This window comes from Kangiella taiwanensis (genome assembly GCF_020005165.1).
GTDB lineage: Bacteria > Pseudomonadota > Gammaproteobacteria > Enterobacterales > Kangiellaceae > Kangiella > Kangiella taiwanensis.
In genome coordinates, this window is the sequence record NZ_JAHCLT010000001.1 from 52,964 (window position 1) to 74,259 (window position 21,296).

22 protein-coding genes are annotated in these 21,296 nt (G+C 45.7%); 2 read left to right on the top strand and 20 right to left on the bottom strand.

Annotated features, from left to right (window positions below; genetic code table 11):
- The first annotated feature begins 14 nt into the window (after positions 1-14).
- Positions 15-461 carry a hypothetical protein gene (locus KFK88_RS00275; RefSeq protein ID WP_223576658.1) on the top strand — a complete coding sequence of 149 codons (447 nt, stop codon included), beginning with the start codon at positions 15-17 and terminating at the stop codon, positions 459-461.
- Positions 462-498: 37 nt separating this feature from the next.
- On the opposite strand, the gene KFK88_RS00280 is transcribed toward KFK88_RS00275, so the two are convergent.
- Positions 499-1,092: a hypothetical protein gene (locus tag KFK88_RS00280; RefSeq protein WP_223576659.1), complete on the bottom strand. Its 594-nt coding sequence runs from the start codon at positions 1,090-1,092 to the stop codon at positions 499-501.
- Between the two features lie 159 nt (positions 1,093-1,251).
- On the opposite strand from KFK88_RS00280, the gene KFK88_RS00285 reads away from it, so the two are divergent.
- Positions 1,252-2,052, top strand: coding sequence for a M48 family metallopeptidase (locus tag KFK88_RS00285; protein WP_223576660.1), 801 nt, complete (start codon positions 1,252-1,254; stop codon positions 2,050-2,052).
- A 76-nt stretch (positions 2,053-2,128) separates the two neighbouring features.
- Here the strand turns inward: KFK88_RS00285 and KFK88_RS00290 are convergent, their stop codons facing one another.
- From KFK88_RS00290 to lnt, 19 genes are all read right to left on the bottom strand, one after another.
- The gene (locus tag KFK88_RS00290) at positions 2,129-2,791 is read right to left on the bottom strand and encodes a glutathione S-transferase family protein (RefSeq protein WP_223576661.1); all 663 of its coding nucleotides are present in this window, start codon (positions 2,789-2,791) and stop codon (positions 2,129-2,131) included.
- A gap of 119 nt (positions 2,792-2,910) precedes the next feature.
- The gene (locus KFK88_RS00295; RefSeq protein WP_223576662.1) at positions 2,911-3,393 is read right to left on the bottom strand and encodes an FKBP-type peptidyl-prolyl cis-trans isomerase; all 483 of its coding nucleotides are present in this window, start codon (positions 3,391-3,393) and stop codon (positions 2,911-2,913) included.
- A 527-nt stretch (positions 3,394-3,920) separates the two neighbouring features.
- Positions 3,921-4,841, bottom strand: a complete 921-nt coding sequence (gene lipA, locus KFK88_RS00300) for a lipoyl synthase (RefSeq protein ID WP_263296348.1) — start codon at positions 4,839-4,841, stop codon at positions 3,921-3,923.
- A gap of 102 nt (positions 4,842-4,943) precedes the next feature.
- On the bottom strand, positions 4,944-5,597 hold the full coding sequence (gene lipB, locus KFK88_RS00305) for a lipoyl(octanoyl) transferase LipB (protein WP_223576664.1): 654 nt from the start codon (positions 5,595-5,597) through the stop codon (positions 4,944-4,946).
- A 40-nt stretch (positions 5,598-5,637) separates the two neighbouring features.
- Positions 5,638-5,904 (bottom strand): YbeD family protein, encoded by a 267-nt coding sequence (locus KFK88_RS00310; protein ID WP_223576665.1) that lies wholly within the window; start codon positions 5,902-5,904, stop codon positions 5,638-5,640.
- A gap of 15 nt (positions 5,905-5,919) precedes the next feature.
- Positions 5,920-6,804, bottom strand: coding sequence for an aminotransferase class IV (locus tag KFK88_RS00315; protein WP_223576666.1), 885 nt, complete (start codon positions 6,802-6,804; stop codon positions 5,920-5,922).
- A gap of 68 nt (positions 6,805-6,872) precedes the next feature.
- The gene (locus KFK88_RS00320) at positions 6,873-8,033 is read right to left on the bottom strand and encodes a D-alanyl-D-alanine carboxypeptidase family protein (RefSeq protein WP_396326639.1); all 1,161 of its coding nucleotides are present in this window, start codon (positions 8,031-8,033) and stop codon (positions 6,873-6,875) included.
- 43 nt (positions 8,034-8,076) lie between these two features.
- A complete protein-coding gene (locus KFK88_RS00325; protein ID WP_223576668.1) occupies positions 8,077-8,970 on the bottom strand; it encodes a septal ring lytic transglycosylase RlpA family protein in 894 nt (297 codons plus the stop codon).
- A gap of 17 nt (positions 8,971-8,987) precedes the next feature.
- Positions 8,988-10,019 carry a lytic murein transglycosylase B gene (gene mltB / locus KFK88_RS00330; protein WP_223576669.1) on the bottom strand — a complete coding sequence of 344 codons (1,032 nt, stop codon included), beginning with the start codon at positions 10,017-10,019 and terminating at the stop codon, positions 8,988-8,990.
- Positions 10,020-10,072: 53 nt separating this feature from the next.
- The gene (gene rodA / locus KFK88_RS00335) at positions 10,073-11,197 is read right to left on the bottom strand and encodes a rod shape-determining protein RodA (RefSeq protein WP_223577649.1); all 1,125 of its coding nucleotides are present in this window, start codon (positions 11,195-11,197) and stop codon (positions 10,073-10,075) included.
- Complete coding sequence (gene mrdA, locus KFK88_RS00340; protein WP_223576670.1) at positions 11,181-13,133, bottom strand: penicillin-binding protein 2; 1,953 nt, start codon at positions 13,131-13,133, stop codon at positions 11,181-11,183. The genes rodA and mrdA overlap by 17 nt, the downstream gene beginning before the upstream one ends.
- A 41-nt stretch (positions 13,134-13,174) precedes the next feature.
- On the bottom strand, positions 13,175-13,645 hold the full coding sequence (gene rlmH, locus KFK88_RS00345; RefSeq protein ID WP_223576671.1) for a 23S rRNA (pseudouridine(1915)-N(3))-methyltransferase RlmH: 471 nt from the start codon (positions 13,643-13,645) through the stop codon (positions 13,175-13,177).
- Between the two features lie 17 nt (positions 13,646-13,662).
- Positions 13,663-14,007 (bottom strand): ribosome silencing factor, encoded by a 345-nt coding sequence (rsfS, locus tag KFK88_RS00350; RefSeq protein ID WP_223576672.1) that lies wholly within the window; start codon positions 14,005-14,007, stop codon positions 13,663-13,665.
- A gap of 8 nt (positions 14,008-14,015) precedes the next feature.
- Positions 14,016-14,687: a nicotinate-nucleotide adenylyltransferase gene (nadD, locus tag KFK88_RS00355; RefSeq protein ID WP_223576673.1), complete on the bottom strand. Its 672-nt coding sequence runs from the start codon at positions 14,685-14,687 to the stop codon at positions 14,016-14,018.
- Between the two features lie 10 nt (positions 14,688-14,697).
- Entirely contained in the window at positions 14,698-15,780 is a 1,083-nt protein-coding gene (gene holA, locus KFK88_RS00360) for a DNA polymerase III subunit delta (protein WP_223576674.1), read from the bottom strand.
- Positions 15,781-15,801: 21 nt separating this feature from the next.
- A complete protein-coding gene (locus KFK88_RS00365; RefSeq protein ID WP_223576675.1) occupies positions 15,802-16,314 on the bottom strand; it encodes an LPS-assembly lipoprotein LptE in 513 nt (170 codons plus the stop codon).
- Between the two features lie 55 nt (positions 16,315-16,369).
- Positions 16,370-18,976, bottom strand: a complete 2,607-nt coding sequence (gene leuS, locus KFK88_RS00370; RefSeq protein ID WP_223576676.1) for a leucine--tRNA ligase — start codon at positions 18,974-18,976, stop codon at positions 16,370-16,372.
- 113 nt (positions 18,977-19,089) lie between these two features.
- Complete coding sequence (locus KFK88_RS00375) at positions 19,090-19,425, bottom strand: hypothetical protein (protein WP_223576677.1); 336 nt, start codon at positions 19,423-19,425, stop codon at positions 19,090-19,092.
- Positions 19,426-19,762: 337 nt separating this feature from the next.
- Complete coding sequence (gene lnt, locus KFK88_RS00380; RefSeq protein WP_223576678.1) at positions 19,763-21,286, bottom strand: apolipoprotein N-acyltransferase; 1,524 nt, start codon at positions 21,284-21,286, stop codon at positions 19,763-19,765.
- Positions 21,287-21,296: the final 10 nt, after the last annotated feature.

A 21,296-nucleotide genomic window follows, 5' to 3' on the forward strand; every position in this document is an offset into this window, starting at 1 on the left:
GGACTGGGTCATTTATGAGCAATGATTACAAAACCATTATCCAACAACGCCAACCACAGGAAGTCGAAGTATTCCATAATGTTCACCCAAGTGTGAAGCCACCCAAAACGGATTTGGACGATCTCTACAGTGATCATGAAAAAATTAATGATTACCGTTCCTCTGGCGAGTTAATTAGAAGTCTAGCTCGGACGATAAAAAAGTGGCGCCAGCATATGCCGAAAGATGCAGAGCCGACAATTGTAGCCATGCTCAACGGCGGCTTACAGATACAAGTTTCTCGTTTGGTACAAGAATCTTTCCATGGCATACGCATAGAAGGTACTGCCGGCGGCAACCCCTGTATGGTTTTAGCACACCAAAGTAACGTTGAATTGCTGTGTTATGTTCAGAAAGTTCCTGAAGAGGAACCAGACAGACGTATTGGTTTCGTCATCGATGGCGAAGAAACCGAAGAATAATCTATTGATAAACTGACGCAGGAAGTCACTACCGAAATCAGATGGCTTCCTGTAACTCCTCATCAAAGTTCACGACTAAATGGACATCTAACCTTTCAGCCAGTAATTGCAACTCCCGTTCAACCTCATCAATGTCAAAAATATAATCTGTTGACACCTGCAGTCTAACTTTATAAGCCTGCCGACCTTTGTCACAGATATATTGCTTTCGCGTCATCTCATCAACGACCAGCTGATTTTGAGCCAAAGCACGTAACAGCGCGACATCGACGACTTTATCTCTCAGACCATATAATTCAATCTCGAAGCTTATCTTGTCACTCGTTAAGCTACTATTGGATGAATTAGCAGGAGAGAACTCGAAGTGTAGTCGATCTGAGTTTAAACTTTCTAGACAAGCTCTGAAGGGCCCGAAATAGGCTAAGTTAATTGAAATATAGAACAGGCCGTTAAAGGTTTTCTCAATTCGGTTGAAACGAGAAGCCTGCAACCGTCCGTTAAAACGATTGATGATTTCAGAGAGGGTGACAATAATGAGTTCATTATCACTACCAGTTACAGAAACAATTACCTCCATGTCCTCCTGCTCTGAATACCGCAAACTATCACCACGATCAGTTTCGTTGCGCATCCTGTTATCACTCCATTTATTCCACCAGCACACTAAAAAATTACTACAAATTGGGTTGTGATGCAAATAACAAAGCTTTGTTAAATGTTACATAAGATGATTGCTATCAAGCACTCTAACTTCTAAGATATTGATAAATCAAAGCAATGGAGCCGCATTATGAAAAAACTTGTACTCACATTAGCGACAGCTGCATTTCTTAGTGCCTGCGCAACCTCGCCGACAGGACGCAGTCAGGTCACACTTTTCCCAGAATCTCAAATGTCACAAATGGGTTCTGCAGCATTTACGTCAATGAAGCAAAGCCAGAAAGTTTCTAACGACCGCAACCAAAACCGTTACGTTAACTGCATCGTTGATGCACTCATACCAGAACTCAATGCCATTGCGCCGGACATGCGTACCACGCGTTGGGAGACTAAAGTGTTTGTTGATGATAGCGCTAATGCTTTCGCCTTACCTGGCGGCAAAATAGGCGTTCACACAGGCATGTTCAAAGTCGCTGACAATGCCAGTCAATTAGCCTCAGTCCTTGGTCATGAAATTGGTCACGTTTGGGCAAGGCATGGTAATGAACGCGTTTCTCATCAATATATTGGCACAGCAGGTTTACAGTTGGCGTCTGTGTTGGCGGGAGAGCCAACCGCTGAGAAGCAACAAATTCTTGGCTTACTGGGTGTAGGTACTCAGGTTGGTGTACTAAAGTTTAGTCGAACTCATGAGTCAGAAGCAGATGATATTGGTTTAAAACTCATGGCGCGTGCAGGCTTTGATCCTCGTCAAAGTGTCGAACTATGGAAAAACATGGCAAAACAAGGTGGGGGAAATGCTCCTGAGTTTTTATCCACTCACCCAGCCACTGATACCCGAATAAGAGACCTGCAAGCGCAAATGGATAGTGCATTGAAGCTTTATAAACAAGCCCAGTCGCAAGGTAAGCGTCCAAACTGCCGTCTTTAATTCTTTTTTAAGATACAAATGAAAAGTGGCCCTGAAAGAGGGCCACTAGATCCATAACATTATATCCAAACGCTTACTACTGATCTGCTAAGTAGCCGCCACGTTCATAAATATTTTCCATATATAAGTCTTCGAAATCTTTAACTACGGACTTCTGAACTTCAGGAAGCGACAATAAATTGTCTCTCCATTTTGAAATTTTCTTGTAGTCACTAACAGGATCAATACCAATATTATCCGCGACAATTTGTGAACGCATTAAGAATGGTGCAAAGGCACTATCCACAAGACTAAATTCTTTACCTTCAAAGAAGCCATTGGAACCAATCTTGCGCTCGAGAGGCGCTAGCTTTTTGGTTAAGTCTTCTTCAATTTTAAGGTAAGTTTCCTCGCGACGAGCCTGAGTCAATTGATGTTGAGCATTAAATAAACTGCTACTGAATTCAATCCACGCTCGGTGTTCAGCCTTTTCTAGCGGATCTTTCGGTAACATTGGCTCACCATGAGTTTCATCAAGGTATTCATTAATCACCGCTGATTCAAAAAGCACATGGTCTTGCACACGAAGTAAAGGCACTTTGCCCAGCGGAGAAATTTCTAGAAACCAATCCGGTTTCTTTTGCAGATTGATATATTCGATAGTGAAATCGATCTTTTTATGCAATAGCGTAATAACCGCTCTCTGCACGAAAGGACATAGCTTAAAGCTTATTAAAATAGGTTGTTCTAAAGAAGTCATAATTACAACTTTAAGTTAGCATCTAAGGCTAATGTAAAACGGATTTATCAGAAAAGCAACAAACCTTTGCCTGAATTCAGATACAAAAAAGGCTTTCCGAAGAAAGCCTTTTTAATGCTCTAGTGTTCGTGACCACCAGCGCCGTGAACATGACCGTGTGAGAGTTCTTCTTCACTTGCATCACGAACTTCTACCACTTTCACATCAAAGTTTAACGTTACACCCGCTAAAGGATGGTTACCATCGACTGTGACTGTATCACCATCAACTTTTGTTACAGTGATCAACTGAGGCCCTTGTGGCGACTCAGCATTGAACTGCATACCAGGCTCTACTTTATCAACACCTTGGAACGCTTGCATTGGTACTTCTTTGATCAATTGCTCATGACGCTCACCGTAAGCTTCTTCAGGAGTCACAGTAACCGACAACTCATCTTCAACGCCTTTACCAATCAGTGCGTTTTCAAGACCTGGAATAATGTTTTTATGACCATGCAAATAGGCCAATGGCTCATTACCCTCAGATGTATCGACTAATACACCCTCTTCAGTTTTTACAGTGTATTCAATCTTTACGACTTTGTTTTCTTCAATTTGCATAATCAACTCACTTTACTTTCTATAAAATTTTATCCAGACATTGCAACATGCTGGATACGGAATACGATGCTCACCAAATACGTTGCTCTGGCAAATAAAAGAATATGAAGGGATTTATCGACAGGGAAACTCTTATACAGAGCAGCTCTTTCACAGAGCAATCAAATTGTGACTAATTCATTACTAGAAATAGACATGGGGGTCGTAACGATAATTACAACCCCAATCTGCAATACTCTTCGCTATAACAGGATCGGACTTCGCCTTAGTAGGCGTTAGACCTTAAAGTTCAGCCCTGCCAGAAGTTATGCTGTCGTCCTAGAGCAAGGCTTTTGGGGTTAGAAGTGAGAGAATGTATATCAAAATACATGACCGAACTTATAAACCCACATACACACAAAACTAAAAAACCTGATATTTTTGCTCAAGAACAAGGCTTTTGTGATAAAAAGCAAGGGCGTGTATACCAAATACACAACCGAGTTTTTTATCACAAGTAACGCAGTTATTGAGCAAAAAGGCCGCTTTTAGCTAACTTTCTGGCCAGCGGCTTGCTGATCCGCATGATACGACGATCTCACCATCGGCCCACTCGCCACATTAGTAAAACCTAAGTCTTCAGCAATCTTGCCTAACTCATCAAACTCTTTCGGTGGCATAAAGCGCATTACTGGATGGTGATATTTACTCGGCTGCAGATACTGCCCTAGAGTTAACATATCGACGCCATGCGCACGAAGATCTTTCAGTACTTCAATAATCTCTTCGTTGGTTTCGCCTAAGCCAACCATCAAGCCTGATTTCGTTGGAATACCAGGGTAGCGCTCTTTAAACTTCTTCAGCAGGTCGAGCGACCACTGATAATCTGCACCTGGACGCGCCTGCTTATACAAGCGTGGCACTGTCTCAAGGTTATGATTGAAAACATCTGGCAAGCCTGATTCCATTTTATCCAGCGCTACTTCCATACGACCACGGAAATCCGGTACTAGAACTTCAATCTTTAAGCCCGGGTTTTGTTCACGCGCCACTCGTACACAGTCACTGATGTGTTGAGAGCCACCGTCACGCAAATCATCGCGATCTACCGATGTAATCACCACATACTTCAGTCCCATAGACTTCACTGAGTCGGCTAAATTCTGTGGTTCTTCTGGATCCAGCGCCAACGGACGGCCATGGGCCACGTCACAAAAAGGGCAACGACGAGTACAGATGTCACCCATAATCATAAAGGTCGCAGTACCGTGACCAAAACACTCAGGCAAGTTTGGACACGAAGCCTCCTCACATACGGTGTGGAGCTTGTTATCACGTAACATGTCTTTGATTTTAGTGATTTGGTTACCATTCGGTAAACGCACACGAATCCAGTCTGGCTTTCGCGGCATTTCTTCCGTCGGCATAATTTTTACTGGAATACGCGCCATTTTTTCTTCGGCACGCATTTTGTGACCCGGTACGACTTTTCCTGTAACTTTCTTCTTACGAGGATTAGCCTGTGCAACAGACTCAGGTTTTGACATAAAAAGCACTCAAACCTTACCCGATTACTCAGGTAGGCCCTTCATTTCTAGACGGCTAGTATAGCCTAATTTGCTGCATAATTGATCCACTAAATCTGGCTTTACACGCTCCAGAGTTTCGGGACCACCACGCTCGGCGATGTGCGTCATCGCCATCCCTTGATAACCACAAGGGTTGATCCGAGCGAATGGCTCAAGATCCATGTTAACATTCAAAGCCAAGCCATGAAACGACTTGCCTTTTCGAATACGCAAGCCCAATGAGCAGATTTTCGCTTCATCGGTATATACCCCCGGCGCGTCTGAGCGCGGGTAAGCCTCAATACCATAGATTGCCAATGTATCGACCACAGCATCTTCAATCGCTGACACTAAGTCTCTTGGGCCCATGCTTTTACGGCGAAGGTCAATCATAAAGTAGGCGACCAACTGACCTGGTCCGTGATAGGTCACTTGCCCACCACGATCAACCTGAACCACAGGAATATCGCCTGTAAATAGTAAATGTTCGGGTTTTCCAGCTTGCCCCTGAGTAAAGACAGGGTCATGCTCTACCAGCCAAATTTCATCGGTAGTAGTGTCGTCACGCTCGTCAGTAAAGCGCTGCATACGCTTCCATACTGGCACATAGGTTTCATGCCCCAGCTCACGGAGAATAATGGTATTGTCGTTACTCATAGGTTTTTAAATCACCAGTGTTCGCACAAAACAGCAGACGTTATAGCGTCATTTTTACGCCATCAACCGTAAATACGTCTTTATACATGGCATCGACCTGCTCACGATTTTCTACCGTGACCATGAACGATAAGGAGACATAATTACCGTCGCGGCTTAGTTTTGACGTAGGTGAATAATCATTGGGGGCATGGCGATTGACCACTTCGGCAACCTCCATATCAATCCCGTCGCGATTTGTGGCCATGACTTTGAAGCAAATTTCACAAGGAAACTCCCAAACTTTATCGCGATCATACTGTGTCATAATACTGCTCCACCACTAAATTGTCTCACCACTTATCTCGCCTAAATACAGCTGCTCTTTCAGCTCTTGATAATATTGATACATTCGGCGCCACACTGGTCCTGCAACGCCCTCGCCTATTGTAACATCATTTACTTTTATCACTGGGCGGATTTCCTTGGTCGAGCTGGTCAACCAAACTTCATCGGCTAGCTCTAACTCATGTTCAGGAATCGCTCGCTCTTCATAGCCAATACCATGTCGCTTTGCTAGGGCTAAAATGAACTCGCGTGTGACGCCTGCCAGTAAATGCTCACTCAACGGCGGCGTAATGATAACACCATCACGCACAATAAACAGGTTGCTTGAGGTAGCTTCACTCGCTTCGCCATTTCGCACTAATATGGTGTCGTCCGCGCCAGATTCAAGCGCCATCTGTTTTAACATACAGTTCGCAAGCAAAGTGATGGCTTTAATGTCACAGCGCTGCCAACGAATATCTTCCTTAGTAATGACGGAATAGCTTTTAATATCAGAGACTTGCCATTCTTTCTTTACAGGTGGTAGCGGCGATATCATGGCGAAGATAGTCGGTGTATCCAATGTTGGAATGTCATGGTGCCGGTCAATATAACTACCGCGCGTTACTTGAAGGTAAATTGACGCATTATCGAATTGATTATGTGCGATAAGCTCCTGGCAAATCGATAACCACTCCTCTTCAGACACCTCTATGGACATCAAAATTGCCGACAGACTTTTATGTAAGCGTTTGATATGACTCGAAAAACGGAAAGGTTTTCCGGCATAGACAGGAATCACCTCATAGACCCCGTCTCCAAACAAAAAGCCCCGATCTAAGACCGGGACTGTTGCTTGTTCAAGATTTTGGAACTTACCGTTTAAGTAGGCTACCGTCATACATCCATCTTATATCAATCAGTTATCACTTATTGCGATCGAGTCTTCAAGACCCTAATCGTCACATTTTAGTCTTCAAACCATAGCGCCATCGAATCCCACATTCGACCAAAAAAGCCTGCTTCTTCGACGCTGCCTAAGGCCACCATCGGCATACGCTTGACGACTTTATCGCCCATTTGGAAGTAAACTTCACCAACGACTTGCCCTTTTTGGATTGGAGCCATTAGCTTTCCGTTCAGTTTATAATTGGCTTTCAGTTGATCTTTTTCACTTTTCAATACGGTTAACACTGCATCTTGCGCCAAACCCACGGCGACTTCCTCTTCCTCGCCTTTCCAAACCTCAGCCTGCTTTAACGGCTTACCCGCCGCAAACGCTTTGACGTTAGTATAGAATCGGAAACCATAGTTTAGGAGCTTGCGACTTTCACTCGCGCGAGCACTCATGCTGTCCGTCCCCATGATCACGGAAATCAAACGCATGCCTTTTTTCTCAGCAGAAGACACTAAGCAGTAGCCTGCAGCTTCAGTATGACCCGTTTTAATACCGTCAACGCCTAATGTGGTGTCACCCAGCAGTTCATTTCGATTTTGCTGCGTAATTCCGTTGTATTGGAACTCTCTCTCCGCATACAAGCTGTAGTCTTCTGGGAAGTCGGTAATTAACGCACGTGCTAACTTAGCCAAGTCACGCGCTGTGGTCTGGTGCTGCTCATGCGGTAAGCCTGTGCTATTCATAAAGTGAGTGCTCGCCATCCCCAGACGCTTTGCATACTGGTTCATCAGGTCTGCGAAGGCTTCTTCACTACCGGCAATATGCTCAGCCATGGCGATACTCGCATCATTACCCGATTGAATTACGATCCCACGATGCAAGTCTTCAACCGTGACATACTTGTTAACTTCAACGAACATCAAAGAACTGCCTCTAAGCTTTGGATTCTGTGCCCAAGCATTCTCACTAATCAGCACTTTGTCTTCGTTGTTAATATTACCTTTATGCAATTGATCAGCGATGATGTAGCTGGTCATCATTTTGGTCAAGCTAGCAGGTGGCAGCTGCTGATCCGCATTTTCTTCCTGAATAATCTGGCCTGTTTCATAATCCATTAATAACCACGAGCTAGCGTCCACGCTCGGCTTTGCCGGTTGAATTGCTTGCGCAACACCGGTAAGCGTCAACAAAACCAGGCCTATCATTACAATGTTTAAAAAATTACGCTTCATCATTTTAATACTATCTACTTAATCAATTATCAAATTCAAAGGTTTATTCGTCGGTTACGACACGCGGCGAACCAAAACTGTATTGCTTTAACTGCGACAGAATCGCTTCAGCCGCACGAGCATCTTCCAAGGGGCCAATGCGGACACGTTGTAAACGTTGCCCGTTGACATCAATTGGCGTCAAGCTAATCGGCTGGCGGAAAAACTCTCGCAAACGAGCGGCTAATGTATCAGCGCGCATCTCGTCAGCAAAAGCACCAACTTGCACATACAACTTTGCATTGTCCTGTTGCTGCTCCATTGGCGGAATTTCAAGCTCGCCATCAGATGTTGCTTCTTTTTGCGGGCCGCCAGGAGATGCCAATACTTCAACTTCAACCTGAGCTGTTCCACGGTGGTCATAACCCAATTTTTTTGCAGCGGCATAAGATAAGTCAATAATTCGATCACTGACAAAAGGCCCGCGATCATTGATTTTTACAATCACTGAATCGCCAGTATCGATATTTGTCACGCGAGCATAGCTTGGCAATGGTAACGTTTTATGAGCCGCCGTGTACTGATACATATCATACACCTCACCTGATGACGTCCGTCGCCCATGAAACTTTTGTCCATACCAACTCGCAGTACCGACTTCTTTATGGCCGACACCGCTCGATAACACGTGATAAACGACGCCATCGACTTCATAGTAAGGCGGGTTACCAAACGGACTTTTTTTTTCTACCCGAGGCGTTGGTTCAGTTATCGGGCCATCTTGAAACGAACTTGCTGTGCCATCCGGCGCATAATCAGGGATTTTGCGATCCGCAGCGCTACCATATGCGGGCGCCTCGTCATCGGACGTACTGCCTCCAGTGGTCGTCGTACAGGCGCTTAACACGCCCAATAAGGTTAATGCGCTAATCAATTGTGTTATCTGTTTTAATACCATTGTTCTACCTAAACAGCTTATGACTTGCTACTTTTTGTGGTTTGCTCTGCAGCTAATGCCTTTTGTTGCTTAACATCATACTCAGCCTTAATTTCTTGGCTCAGCTGGTACACTGCCATCGCATACATTGGGCTACGATTATATCGAGTAATCACATAAAAGTTGTGAAACCCAAGCCAATAATCATAACGATCTTCTTGCTTATAATGATAAATACCCGTGATGTCCTTTTCGTCAGCCTTGCCTTGATACTCTAAACCTGCTTTTTTTAGCTCTGCAACCGTGAACTTCGGTTTCAATTGATCATTCTTGAACTGCTGAGCCATCGAGTCGTCAACGTCAACAAACTCAGCTACAGGCTCACCCATTCGCCAGCCGTGTACTTTAAAATAATTTGCCACGCTACCTATCGCGTCAGCTTTACTCTCGAATAAGTTAATTTTTCCATCACCATCAAAGTCCACTGTGTAATGACGGTATGACGTTGGGATAAACTGCCCCATTCCCATGGCGCCAGCATAAGAACCTTTTGGCTCATCCATCTTCCAACCTTGTTCACGCGCGAGTACAAAATACTCTGCGAGTTCGCCGGCAAAAAACTTTGCGCGCTTAGGGTAGTGGAACGCTAATGTGTTAAGAGCATCAAGCACTGAATCGTTTCCTTGGATTCGCCCATACTTGGTTTCCACACCGATGATCGCTGTAATAATTTCAGCGGGTACTTGGAAGTCTTTTTCTGCTTTTTCAAGTAACTCTTTATTTTCTTCTAAAAACTCAACACCTAACTTAATACGGCTTTGTTCAATAAAAATTGGACGATACTCATACCAGTCTTTGCCTTCCGCAGGGCTACTGATCAAATCAAGGATTTTTTGACTCTTCTTAGCCTTGCTTAACATTGCAGTCACATAGTCCGCAGTAAAACCATGCTCTTTCTCCATAAATTTGGCAAAGGCTTCTTTTTCAGTGGGCGCTTCGCCAGCATGCGCTGCAGCACCAAACAAGCCAAGTCCTGAAGTCAGTAACACTGTTGCTAGTATTTTTTTCATTGAACTCTCCTGGAGCCAGTTATCTTTTGTTGTCAGCAAAAATTGATCATATTTTAAGCCGAATGAAGCCTTCGATGGGTTTGGATAGACATTAATATCCCAAAGCTTGCCATCAAGGTCACAATCGAGGTCCCGCCATAGCTAATCAACGGTAATGGTAACCCGACCACCGGTAACAAACCACTGACCATGCCGATATTTACGAACAAATAAACAAAAAATGTGAGTGTTAGTGCCGCACCCAACAAACGACTAAAACTATCCTGTCCCTGTAAACTAATATACAGTCCGCGCCATATCACAAACAGATAGAGCGCTAACAAAATTATAATGCCGATCAAACCAAACTCTTCGCCTAGAACCGCAAAGATAAAGTCCGTATGGCGCTCTGGCAAAAACTCTAACTGTGATTGGGTGCCATTTAACCAACCTTTACCGTAAATACCGCCAGAACCAATCGCAATCTGGGACTGGATAATATGGTAACCCGAGCCTAACGGGTCACTTTCTGGATTCAGAAAGGTTAATACCCTGCCCTTTTGGTATTCCTCCATAGTGAAATACCACATAATCGGCGCCAATATCATGCCGATACCCAAAGCACCAAGAATATAGCGCCAACGTAAACCCGCAAAGAAAATCACAAAAAAACCAGATGCCGCGATTAAAAGTGACGTTCCCAAATCCGGCTGAATCATAATCAGCACGGTTGGTGCGATGACCAACGCTAAGCTGATGACCAAGTGCTTAAAGCTAGGTGGCAGGGCTTTATCCGCTAAATAAGCTGCAACCATGATAGGGACGGCTAACTTCATGATTTCCGAGGGTTGGAAACGAACTCCGACATCTATCCAACGCTGCGCACCCTTACTCGACTCACCAAAAAACAGCACCGCCAATAAAAACCCTATGCCAACCACAAAAAATAGGGGCGCCCACTCTTTCAAAGTTCTTGGCGCCACTTGAGCTAAAAGCAGCATGATTACCAATCCCGCACCAAAGCGTATGACTTGGCGCTCGACTAGAGCCAGACTCTCACCACCGGCGCTATAAACCACGAGCAAACTGAACGCCATTAATGCCAACAACCCTAGCAACAAGGGGGCGTCAATGTGCAAGCGCCAGAGCAAACTTCTGCGCGCTTTATGGGTGTTTGCCGCACTAGTTCGCAGCGCCATCATTGCTCTCCTCGTGGTTAGCTTGCTCGCCCTTCTGGTTCAGCTGCAAAGCTTCTAATAAATAGTAATCCATGATCTGGCGGGCTAAAGGCGCGGCGTTAGAGCCACCGCCACCGGCATTTTCCATCATCACCGCCAAGGCGATCTTCGGCTGCTCAAAAGGAGCGTAACCGATAAATAGGGCATTATCATGGAATTTTTCTGCTATTTTTGTGGCATCATACTCTTCATCTTGCGCAATACTTTTCACCTGCGCCGTACCAGTCTTACCGGCAGCGATGTACTCTGCATCGTCAAAAGCGCTTCTTGCCGTACCACGCGGAGGCTCGGTCACTTTTTTCATACTGTCTTTAACTAGATCAAGCCAACTACCGTCGCCCGTATCAATTTGATGGTAAGCCATCACTGGCGTATTGGCCTCAAACCGATTGCCCTGTGCAAACTCTTTAACCAGCTGCAAATTAAATCGAATACCGTCGTTCGCTAATACCGCAGTAGCGTTCGCTAACTGCAATGGTGTAACGGTCCAAAACCCTTGCCCAATACCTATATTAACCGTATCTCCGTTATACCAGGGTTCGCCGCGAGCTGATTTTTTCCAGGTACGCGACGGCATAATACCTACTTTTTCTTCGACGATATCAATTCCTGTTTTTTGCCCGAAGCCAAACTGCGTCATTCCTTCATAGATTCGGTTAATGCCAATTCTGACTGATAAGTCATAGAAAAACGTATCGCAAGACTCGACTATAGCCTGCATCACGTCAACAGTTGCGCCATGTCCCCACGCTTTCCAATCTCGGTAGCGGTGATCATTATTCGGCAACGAAAACCACCCTGGATCGGCAATTCGTGTATTGGGCGTGATCACCCCTTCTTTCAGTCCAAGAAAGGCAAGATGTGGTTTTATCGTTGAAGCTGGCGGGTAAGTTCCCTGAACCGCACGGTTATAGAGAGGGCGCTCAGGGGTCAATAATTTTTGGTAATCTTTATTAGAAATACCACCAGTAAAAATATTTGGGTCGTAAGCAGGCTGGCTGACCATCGCCAACACACCACCGGTAGACGGCTCAACAGCAACCACCGCACCACGAACGCCCTTTTCTTGCATCAGCTCAGTAATTTTTCTTTGCAGACCAAGGTGTAGATACAAGTGCAAATCGTCGCCGGCCTGTGGCTCTTGCCGCTCAAGCACGCGAACAATTCGTCCTCTAACGTCAGTTTCTACTTTTTCGCTACCAACTTCACCGTGCAGCCGGTCTTCATAGTTTCGCTCCAAACCCAACTTGCCCATTTTTCCTGTAGCAGCGTATCGCTGGCGAGTGGTTCCAACCTCTTTGTTTTCGGCCAGATCTTTCTCATCCATCCTGATGAGGTCTTCTTGGGTAATAGCCCCCATGCGCCCCAACACATGCACTAAACTCGCTCCAGGCGGATAGTAGCGCTCAAGTCGCGCTTCAACACTGACACCGGGGAAAAAGTGTTGGTTGGCAGAGAAAACGGCGACTTCTTCTTCATTGAGGTTAGTTTTTATAGCGTAGGAGTTAAACTTAGGTCGGAACTTCACCTGCTCTAAAAACTTATCCACCTGCTCATCGGTAATATCAAACATTTCACGCAGTCGGCTTACCGTATCCTGCATGTTGTCTACCTGTTCGGGAACAATCTCTAAAGCAAAGATCGAGCGGTTCTGCGCTAGTAACTGACCTGTCTGATCATAAATTAACCCTCGAACTGGCGCGATTGGCTGTACTCGAATACGGTTGTTCTCAGATTGGGTTTGATATTTTTTATGGTCTACGACTTGTAGCTTGAATTCACGAACCAGCAGAAAAATCATCAGGCCAATAACAATACCTAACGCGATCACGCAACGAACGAAAAACATAGAAGTTTCTCGACCGACATCTTTTATGGCTTCGCGACGTTTTAACATATTACGTGATTGGGTCGTTTACGGACCTTAAGTATTGTCTATTATTCTCGGTGGTACGGGTGATTCACGGTTACTGACCAAGCGCGGTAAAGCGACTCAGCAATGATCACTCGAACCAAAGGGTGCGGGAACGTCAGATTCGACAAAGAAACTTTTTGGTTGGCTCTTTCCAGACAAGCTGGCGCCAACCCTTCTGGACCACCCACAAATAACACCACACTCGGGTGATGCTGTTGCCAGTGTTCAATTTGCTGCGCAAGTTGTGGAGTAGAAAGTTGCTTCCCCTTCACATCTAAAGCAATAACCCAGTCACCACTCGATACGTGTGACAACATGGCTTCGCCTTCTTTATCGGTTAACCGTGCGATATCCGCGTTCTTACCGCGTTTGACCGCTGGAACCTCGATCAGTTCCAGCTGAAAATCTCTAGGGAAACGACGAGCATACTCATCATACCCCTGCTCGACCCAACTGGGCATTTTTTGCCCGACGGTGATTAAACGTAACTGCATCGAAGGCACTCAGTAAATTACTGCGTACGAGCTTCTTTCCAGTTAGGATCCCACAGTTTTTCGAGCTGATAAAAATCTCGCGTCTGTGCCAGCATGATATGAACCACCACATCACCTAAATCAACCAGCACCCACTCAGCAACGTCATCACCTTCAACGCCCAGCGGCTGCTGGCCAAGGTCTTTCATTTCACTGATCAGGTTATGCGCTACCGACTTAACGTGACGATTTGAGGTACCGCTAGCGACAATCATATAATCCGTGACAGTGCTCAGTTCTCTAACATCTAACACACTGATTTCTTTAGCTTTTAAATCCTCTAGCTGTTCAACAACAACGTTCTTTAATTGCTCGACTTGCATTGATTACCTTAATTGTTAGGGTTTAAGCCATATAGGCCATGCTGATTCATGTAGTCTATTATAGCATCAGGTAATAGGAATCGGGGCGAAAAGCCTTGATTTATTTGCTCTCGAATATAGGTCGATGAAATATCCAGTTGTGGCATTTGGCAAAAGCCAACCTTTCCGGAGCGGTGTTCAGGCAATTCGTCTAAATCAGCGATAGCGTATCGCTCATAAAACTCAGCCACTTCGCCATCACTCGGTAACTGACTGCTAGGGCGACCAACCACTAAAATATTGGTTAGCGTGATGAGCTCTTGCCATTCATACCACTCATTAAGTTTGGCAAATGCATCAGTACCCATCAAAAATACCAAGCAATCTTCGCCGATCTCCTCGCGAATTTCGCGGAGCGTCACCACGCTATAGCTCGGTTCTTCGCGTTCTAATTCTCGAGTATCCACGCTTAACTGTGGGTATTTTCCCACCACCAACTGCAACATCTCGATCCTCTGTTGTGGTGAAGCACCTGGTTGTGGTCGGTGTGGCGGATAAGCGGCTGGCATCAAAGAGACCTTTGCCGCAGGGAAGCGATTGAGCATTTCTTGGGTCATTCGCAGATGTCCAAAATGCACAGGATCAAAGGTTCCACCGAGGATGATATGGATTGACTTATCTGTAGAGAAGGACTTACTCATCTGTCACGACTCACGACATGCCAAAGGCTTTTTTCAAATCACTCAAACCTTCTGCAGCAGCCTGAGATGGTTTTTGCTGAGTCGGTTTGCTCTTAGAACGGAACGGATTAACACCTGCGATTAAGCACACCACGTAGGATAACTCTTGCCACACATCAATATCCGCTTGCCCTTTAACACCTTTATCAATCATGGTTAAGCGCTGAATCATGGCGTACCATTTTTTGACGCTGCCCTTGCTTAGAGCCACCTGTAACACTTTCTGTTTTTTGGGCCAGACACGGTTAGCCTTGAAAATTTCTGGAATTGAGCTGCCTGCTGCAATGTCTTCTGACCATTTGGCAAGACTTTGGCATTCGCGCAATAACTGGTTAACGATGGGCAAAGGATAAGTTCCTTCGGCCTCAATACTGGCCAGCATACGCAAGGCACGATCGGCTTGGCCCGCTAAACAGGCATCGCCCAGCTCAAACGTCGAGTAGCGCGCGTTTTCACCGACATACTGGCGGATATTGTCGCCGGTGATCACGTTACCTTCAGCTAGCAACGATAACATCTGCAGGTCTTGATGCGCCGCTAGTAGATTCCCCTCACAACGCTCGATTAATACTTGTACGGCGTCGTTATCGAGCTGCACATTAAGATTCGTCGCTCGCTGACGTAACCAACCGCCTAGCCGCTCCGCAGGGATCGGCCAGACCTCGACCACGATGCCCGCTTGCTCTAGCGTTTTAAACCACGAGGTGCGCTTTTCGTTGGAAAGCTTTGGCGCCGTAATTAAGAGAACATCACTTGGCTGACTATTGATAAAGCTTTGAATCGCTTCGCCTTGAGCTTTTTTTATGGACTTATCAAATCGCCATTCAAGCAAACGGCTTTCGGCGAACAGCGACATGGTTCCGGCTTGATCCGTCAGTGGGTTTGCGGCATTGGTGTCTTCAATGATTTGACGTTCTAATATGCCCTGCTTTTTACAGTGAGCACGTATCTGATCGGCGGCCTCCATTTTTTGCCAAGGCTCATCGCCAGCCACTAGATAGACTGGAAAATTTTGGTGAAGCGCTTGCTGTAATTTCTCAGGATAAACTTTCACGTTTGCCTTGGCATAAATGTGTTAAGAGTTAGGTTTCAAGTGTAACGTTGTCGCCATCTGTAATAACAGGCGATTGATCACACCTTGATGCATATCGTCGATTAAGCGTTGCTGCTCATTCACTTGCCCTGACTCCAGCGTTCTCTGATAAGCAAATTCACGGCGACTGTTAAGAGTTTGCGTTTCCGGCTCCCCCTCAGTCACCATGTGCGGCGTTAGAAGCTGATATTTCAGCGTAAAAATCAATTCCAACTCACTGGCACGCCCAAAACTATCACGAGCTACTGTACGCTTTTCAGTGTTATATCCAACAATAGCCAACTGCATCTGTGAATCTTCAGCAGCATCCACTAGGTTAGCCCCTTGGTAGGCCAGGCGTTGTTTCAACGTTCGCTCAAAATCCGCATTAGGGGTTTTACTCAATAACCAAACGTTGGCTCCATCCAGATCAGTTCCAGCGCCACGCAGGTGAAAGCCACAAGCCGTTAACAAACCACTCAAGACAATCACCATCAGTAATAAACGTGTATTCATTAACATCCTACTATTCGCGTTTAACTTTCTATAGTTACCATTAGTGCAGTTACCATTAATTAGCAACAATATTAACCAGTTTACCCGGAACGACAATCACTTTGCGAATGGTATTACCTTCAGTAAACTTCACCACGTGTTCGTCCTCCAGTGCCAAGGCTTCAATTTCTTCTTTCGATGCACTGGCTGACACGGTGATTTTGGCACGAACTTTGCCGTTGACCTGAACCACGATCAACTTTTCATCTTGCACCATAGCTGACTTGTCCGCTTTAGGCCACTTGGCATCAACCACATCGGCGCGGTCATTATCATTAACCAACTCACCAAGAGCTGCCCACAACTCAGAACAAACGTGCGGCACGATTGGAGCCAGCAATAACACAGCCGTTTCTAACGCTTCATGCAACACCGCTCGGTCCTGCTCTGACATTTCTTCGGCTTTGCCCGCGTGATTCAGCAGTTCCATTACCGCTGCAATCGCTGTATTAAAGGTAAAGCGACGATCATAATCGTCCGTGACTTTAGCGATAGTTTCATGTGTTTTACGGCGCAAAGCTTTTTGGTCGCTGTTCAGACTTGAAGCGTCTAGCGGACTTACGGCACCTTTCTGCTGATGCGACTGCACCATTTTCCACAAACGGCGTAAGAAACGCAGCGAACCTTCTACCGCAGAGTCTTGCCACTCCAATGACTGATCCGGCGGCGACGCGAACATGGTGTATAAACGCATGGTGTCTGCGCCATACTGTTCGACCATCGATTGCGGATCGATACCATTGTTCTTCGACTTCGACATTTTGGTCATGCCAGCGTGGGTCACTTCATTGCCGTCTTTATCGACCGCTTTAACAATATGACCTTTATCGTCACGCTCGACCACTTCGACTTCTAGCGGCGACACCCAGTGACGCGCACCTTTGTCATCCACATAGTAATAAGCGTCAGCTAGCACCATGCCCTGACACAATAGTTTTTTTGCAGGCTCGTCAGAATTGACCAAACCCATGTCACGCAACAACTTGTGGAAGAAACGGAAATACAACAAGTGCATGGTAGCGTGTTCAATACCACCAATATACTGATCCACCGGCAGCCAATGATTGGCCTTCTCAGGATCAAGCATGCCGTCTTCGTAATTTGGGCAAGTAAAGCGTGCGTAGTACCAGCTCGATTCCATAAAGGTATCAAAAGTATCCGTTTCTCGAATTCCCTCAACACCATCAATCACCGCTTTTTTCCACTCGTCGTCCGTGTTGAGCGGACTGGTCACGCCATCCATCTTCACATCTTCTGGCAAACGAACCGGCAGTTGATCTTCTGGTGCAGGAACCACTGAGCCGTCTGGCATATTCACCATCGGGATTGGCGCGCCCCAATAACGTTGACGCGAAACGCCCCAGTCACGCAGACGATAGTTAACGGTTTTATTACCTTTACCGATCGACTCTAATTTTTCTGCAATGGCATCAAAGGCTTTATCGAAAGGCATCTCAGAAAATTCGCCCGAATTAATCACGATACCTTTTTCGGTATAAGCCGCTTCACTAATATCTAGCTCAGAGCCATCAGCTGGCTTCACCACCTCGGCTTTATCAATGCCGTATTTTGTCGCAAATTCATAATCACGTTGGTCGTGTGCTGGAACTGCCATCACTGCGCCGGTGCCATAATCCATCAACACAAAGTTCGCGACCCAAATCGGTACCTCTTTGCCGGTTAACGGATGCTTGGCGTACAAGCCGGTCGCCATACCTTTCTTTTCCATGGTCGCCATCTCGGCTTCTGAAACCTTGCTGTTTTTGCACTCGTGTACAAAGTCAGCAAGCTCATCATTCTTCTCAGCGGCCATCGCTGCAATCGGGTGTCCCGCCGCAACCGCAAGGTAAGTGACGCCATACAAAGTGTCTGGGCGCGTGGTATAAACACGCAAGTTGTCGCCTTGATCAAAGTCGAACTCTACCTCAACGCCTTCCGAACGACCAATCCAGTTCTTCTGCATGGTTTTCACCATGTCAGGCCAGCCTTCAAGCTTCTCGATATCGTCTAACAGCTCTTCCGCATAGTCCGTGATTTTAATAAACCACTGAGGGATCTCTTTCTGCTCAACCGGCGTATCACAGCGCCAGCAAGTGCCATCGATAACTTGCTCGTTAGCCAGTACCGTCTGGTCATTCGGACACCAGTTAACCGACGAGGTCTTTTTATAAACCAAACCTTTTTCGTAGAGCTTAGTGAAAAACCACTGCTCCCAGCGATAATACTCAGGTTGGCAGGTCGCAAACTCACGGTCCCAGTCAAAAGCAAAGCCTAACGTCTGCAACTGACCTTTCATGTATTCGATATTTTCGTAAGTCCAAGGTGCAGGCGACGCATTATTCTTCACCGCCGCATTTTCAGCAGGCAAACCAAAGGCATCCCAACCAAACGGCTGCATCACATTTTTACCCTGCATACGCTGGAAACGCGACACCACATCACCGATGGTATAGTTACGAACGTGGCCCATGTGTAATCGACCACTCGGATACGGGAACATGCTCAGGCAGTAAAACTTCTCTTTCGAAGCGTCTTCGACCGCCTTAAAGGTTTGATTTTTTTGCCACTTCTCTTGAATTTTTCCTTCAATTTCAGAAGGTTGGTAGTGCTCAGTTAGTTGCATTGTCTGAAAATCTTTGTTTATAAAATAGGATAAAGAGGAAACAGGCTAAAAGCCCCGCACAGCCTCAAACTACAAACCGTTAATGTTACCTGACAGGGGGGAGAGCAACAAGGTTAATGTTTTTCTAAATTAAGGACATAATTAGCGTAATAGTGATACTCGACTTCGGTAATAATACCTTCCTCTTTATACCTAACTACCTGTAACTTAACCGACTCTATCGTTTCTACAAGATTATTTGATTGGATCATAGCTAGCGCATATGAAAACTTTGTTTTATCACCACTTTCTAACCAATCGTTTACAATACATAGCAAAGTTTGCCTATCCTGCTTAACAATTTTCTTTGATTGTCTATCCAGAAAGTTTAAGAAGTCTTCTTGGTCCCTCTTATAGGGGTAGTCATTGAGTGTACTCCACAGCCAACTTTCAACTTCTAACCTGTTCATTTACGCTCCAGAAGTTTATCGCACCCTTACCCCGTAAAAGTTAGCCAAGTGATTCCAAATGATAGTGTAAATTGGGCATGGAAAGCCCAATTTAGCAAAAACGAAACAGGGAAGTTTCGTTTTGCGGCACGTTTAGTCATTTTGAATCATGAGGGAAGCGCTTTAGCGCCTAACTTTTGGGGCGAGTTTTTTGGTTCGTTTTTTGCTCGTCAAAAAATGAACGTTAAAACCATCCCATAACAGTGAATTAGGCTTCCTTTGAAAAAGTTCATGGGATGGATTAACCCATCACAAGTTTTTGTTGGGTTACGTCTAACGACTAACCCAACCTATATGATTAAGTGTATCTTCTCAAACCAAACGCCACGCCCAACAAAACAATCACTAACACCAATAAAGTCCAGTACCCATACTGTAAGAACCAGGTAGGTTTGTTATCGAGAAGATAAGCGCCGGCAAGAACTTTGCGTTCAAAGCGTGGGATTTGTTCCATCACGCGGCCGTTTGAGGCGATGACTGCTGTTAGGCCGTTATTAGTGCCGCGAATCACGGGAAGTCCTGTTTCGATGGCACGCATTTGAGCGATCTGGAAGTGTTGCAATGGCCCCCAGCTGTCGCCAAACCAAGTGTCATTGCTGATGGTTAGAATGGCGGTAAATTGGTCTTGTGACTTTTCACCAAGACTTTGGATCAAGCCCGAGAAGGCAATTTCGTAACAAATCGCAGGCACTAGCGCTGCTTTCTGAGTTCGCAGCGGCTCTTGAGCGGAGTCGCCTGGCGTAAAACTCGACATGGGCAAATCAAAGAAGTCAATCGCGCCGCGTAGTAACTCAGTAAAAGGAATATACTCACCGAATGGCACCAGCTGCTGCTTATGATACGCTTGGTTTTCATCCCCTAGTAGCCTAACTCCTGAGTAATACACCTCACGATTATCAGGCTCATACATTGGAATGCCAGTAATAAAGTTTGTACCGCTATCCTTCGCCTTCTCTTCTAGCTCAGCCATAATTCCGGGAACATTATTCTCAAATGATGGAATACCGCCTTCAGGCCACACCACCAAATCAGCACCCCAGTAAGGCTCCGTCTGCTCAAAAAGACCGTACATGATGTCGCTAAAATAGCGTCTATCCCACTTGATGTGTTGATCAACATTGGGCTGGACCAAAGCTAGTGTTAAGGTCTGCTCTTTGTTCGCTTCTTTTGAGAACATGTGTAATGTCGCGATAAAAGGAATCAACAACACCACAAGAATAGGCAATAGAAAGCGTCGTTGCTGACCATAGCCTTTAGTCGACACGACCTCTGCCAACAGGCAACTCAGTATCACTACAAACAAAGTCACGCCGTGCACACCCAAGAAACCAGCCAAACCTTGCATAATGGCTTCTGTTTGGCTGTAACCTGCGTATAACCAAGGAAAGCTAACAAAACCGGAGCCACGGGCTATATCCAGCCCCACCCAGATAATACTGAATAATAGCACTCTTGAGATGAGCGAGTACTTACTGAAGAACCTCTGCATCGCCCAGCCCAACAGGCTGTAAAATAAAGCCAATATAGCTGCAAAAACGATAGTCAGTATGACCGCTAGCGTAGGAGATGCGTTACCAAAGGTATTAATTGAAACATAGACCCAAGATACCCCTGCGATGAAAACGCCAAAGCCATAAGCCCAGCCGAGACGAAAAGCTTTCTTGGGGGTTTTATCGGTGATCAGCCACCAAAAGGTCGCGATTGAAAAGAGCGCGAAAGGCCACCAGTCAAATGGTGCGAAGGCTAAGGGAAAAACGGCTCCTGAAATTAGGGCTAAAAAAAATGCCAGCCAGCCGTTCGGACTGGCAAATTTGTCTGTCATCGTTAACTCT

Excerpts from the sequence above, each read along its gene's own strand:
- KFK88_RS00320 (WP_396326639.1), bottom strand. The coding sequence starts at position 8,033 with ATGAAGCGTAATTTTTTAAACATTGTAATGATAGGCCTGGTTTTGTTG.
- KFK88_RS00290 (WP_223576661.1), bottom strand. The coding sequence starts at position 2,791 with ATGACTTCTTTAGAACAACCTATTTTAATAAGCTTTAAGCTATGTCCT.
- rlmH (WP_223576671.1), bottom strand. The coding sequence starts at position 13,645 with ATGCAGTTACGTTTAATCACCGTCGGGCAAAAAATGCCCAGTTGGGTC.
- KFK88_RS00275 (WP_223576658.1), top strand. The coding sequence starts at position 15 with ATGAGCAATGATTACAAAACCATTATCCAACAACGCCAACCACAGGAA.
- KFK88_RS00315 (WP_223576666.1), bottom strand. The coding sequence starts at position 6,804 with ATGACGGTAGCCTACTTAAACGGTAAGTTCCAAAATCTTGAACAAGCA.
- lnt (WP_223576678.1), bottom strand. The coding sequence starts at position 21,286 with ATGACAGACAAATTTGCCAGTCCGAACGGCTGGCTGGCATTTTTTTTA.
- nadD (WP_223576673.1), bottom strand. The coding sequence starts at position 14,687 with ATGAGTAAGTCCTTCTCTACAGATAAGTCAATCCATATCATCCTCGGT.
- KFK88_RS00280 (WP_223576659.1), bottom strand. The coding sequence starts at position 1,092 with ATGCGCAACGAAACTGATCGTGGTGATAGTTTGCGGTATTCAGAGCAG.
- rodA (WP_223577649.1), bottom strand. The coding sequence starts at position 11,197 with ATGGCGCTGCGAACTAGTGCGGCAAACACCCATAAAGCGCGCAGAAGT.
- KFK88_RS00375 (WP_223576677.1), bottom strand. The coding sequence starts at position 19,425 with ATGAACAGGTTAGAAGTTGAAAGTTGGCTGTGGAGTACACTCAATGAC.
- KFK88_RS00285 (WP_223576660.1), top strand. The coding sequence starts at position 1,252 with ATGAAAAAACTTGTACTCACATTAGCGACAGCTGCATTTCTTAGTGCC.
- lipA (WP_263296348.1), bottom strand. The coding sequence starts at position 4,841 with ATGCGTGCCGAAGAAAAAATGGCGCGTATTCCAGTAAAAATTATGCCG.
- lipB (WP_223576664.1), bottom strand. The coding sequence starts at position 5,597 with ATGAGTAACGACAATACCATTATTCTCCGTGAGCTGGGGCATGAAACC.
- KFK88_RS00325 (WP_223576668.1), bottom strand. The coding sequence starts at position 8,970 with ATGGTATTAAAACAGATAACACAATTGATTAGCGCATTAACCTTATTG.
- mrdA (WP_223576670.1), bottom strand. The coding sequence starts at position 13,133 with ATGTTAAAACGTCGCGAAGCCATAAAAGATGTCGGTCGAGAAACTTCT.
- KFK88_RS00295 (WP_223576662.1), bottom strand. The coding sequence starts at position 3,393 with ATGCAAATTGAAGAAAACAAAGTCGTAAAGATTGAATACACTGTAAAA.
- KFK88_RS00310 (WP_223576665.1), bottom strand. The coding sequence starts at position 5,904 with ATGACACAGTATGATCGCGATAAAGTTTGGGAGTTTCCTTGTGAAATT.
- mltB (WP_223576669.1), bottom strand. The coding sequence starts at position 10,019 with ATGAAAAAAATACTAGCAACAGTGTTACTGACTTCAGGACTTGGCTTG.
- KFK88_RS00365 (WP_223576675.1), bottom strand. The coding sequence starts at position 16,314 with ATGAATACACGTTTATTACTGATGGTGATTGTCTTGAGTGGTTTGTTA.
- rsfS (WP_223576672.1), bottom strand. The coding sequence starts at position 14,007 with ATGCAAGTCGAGCAATTAAAGAACGTTGTTGTTGAACAGCTAGAGGAT.
- leuS (WP_223576676.1), bottom strand. The coding sequence starts at position 18,976 with ATGCAACTAACTGAGCACTACCAACCTTCTGAAATTGAAGGAAAAATT.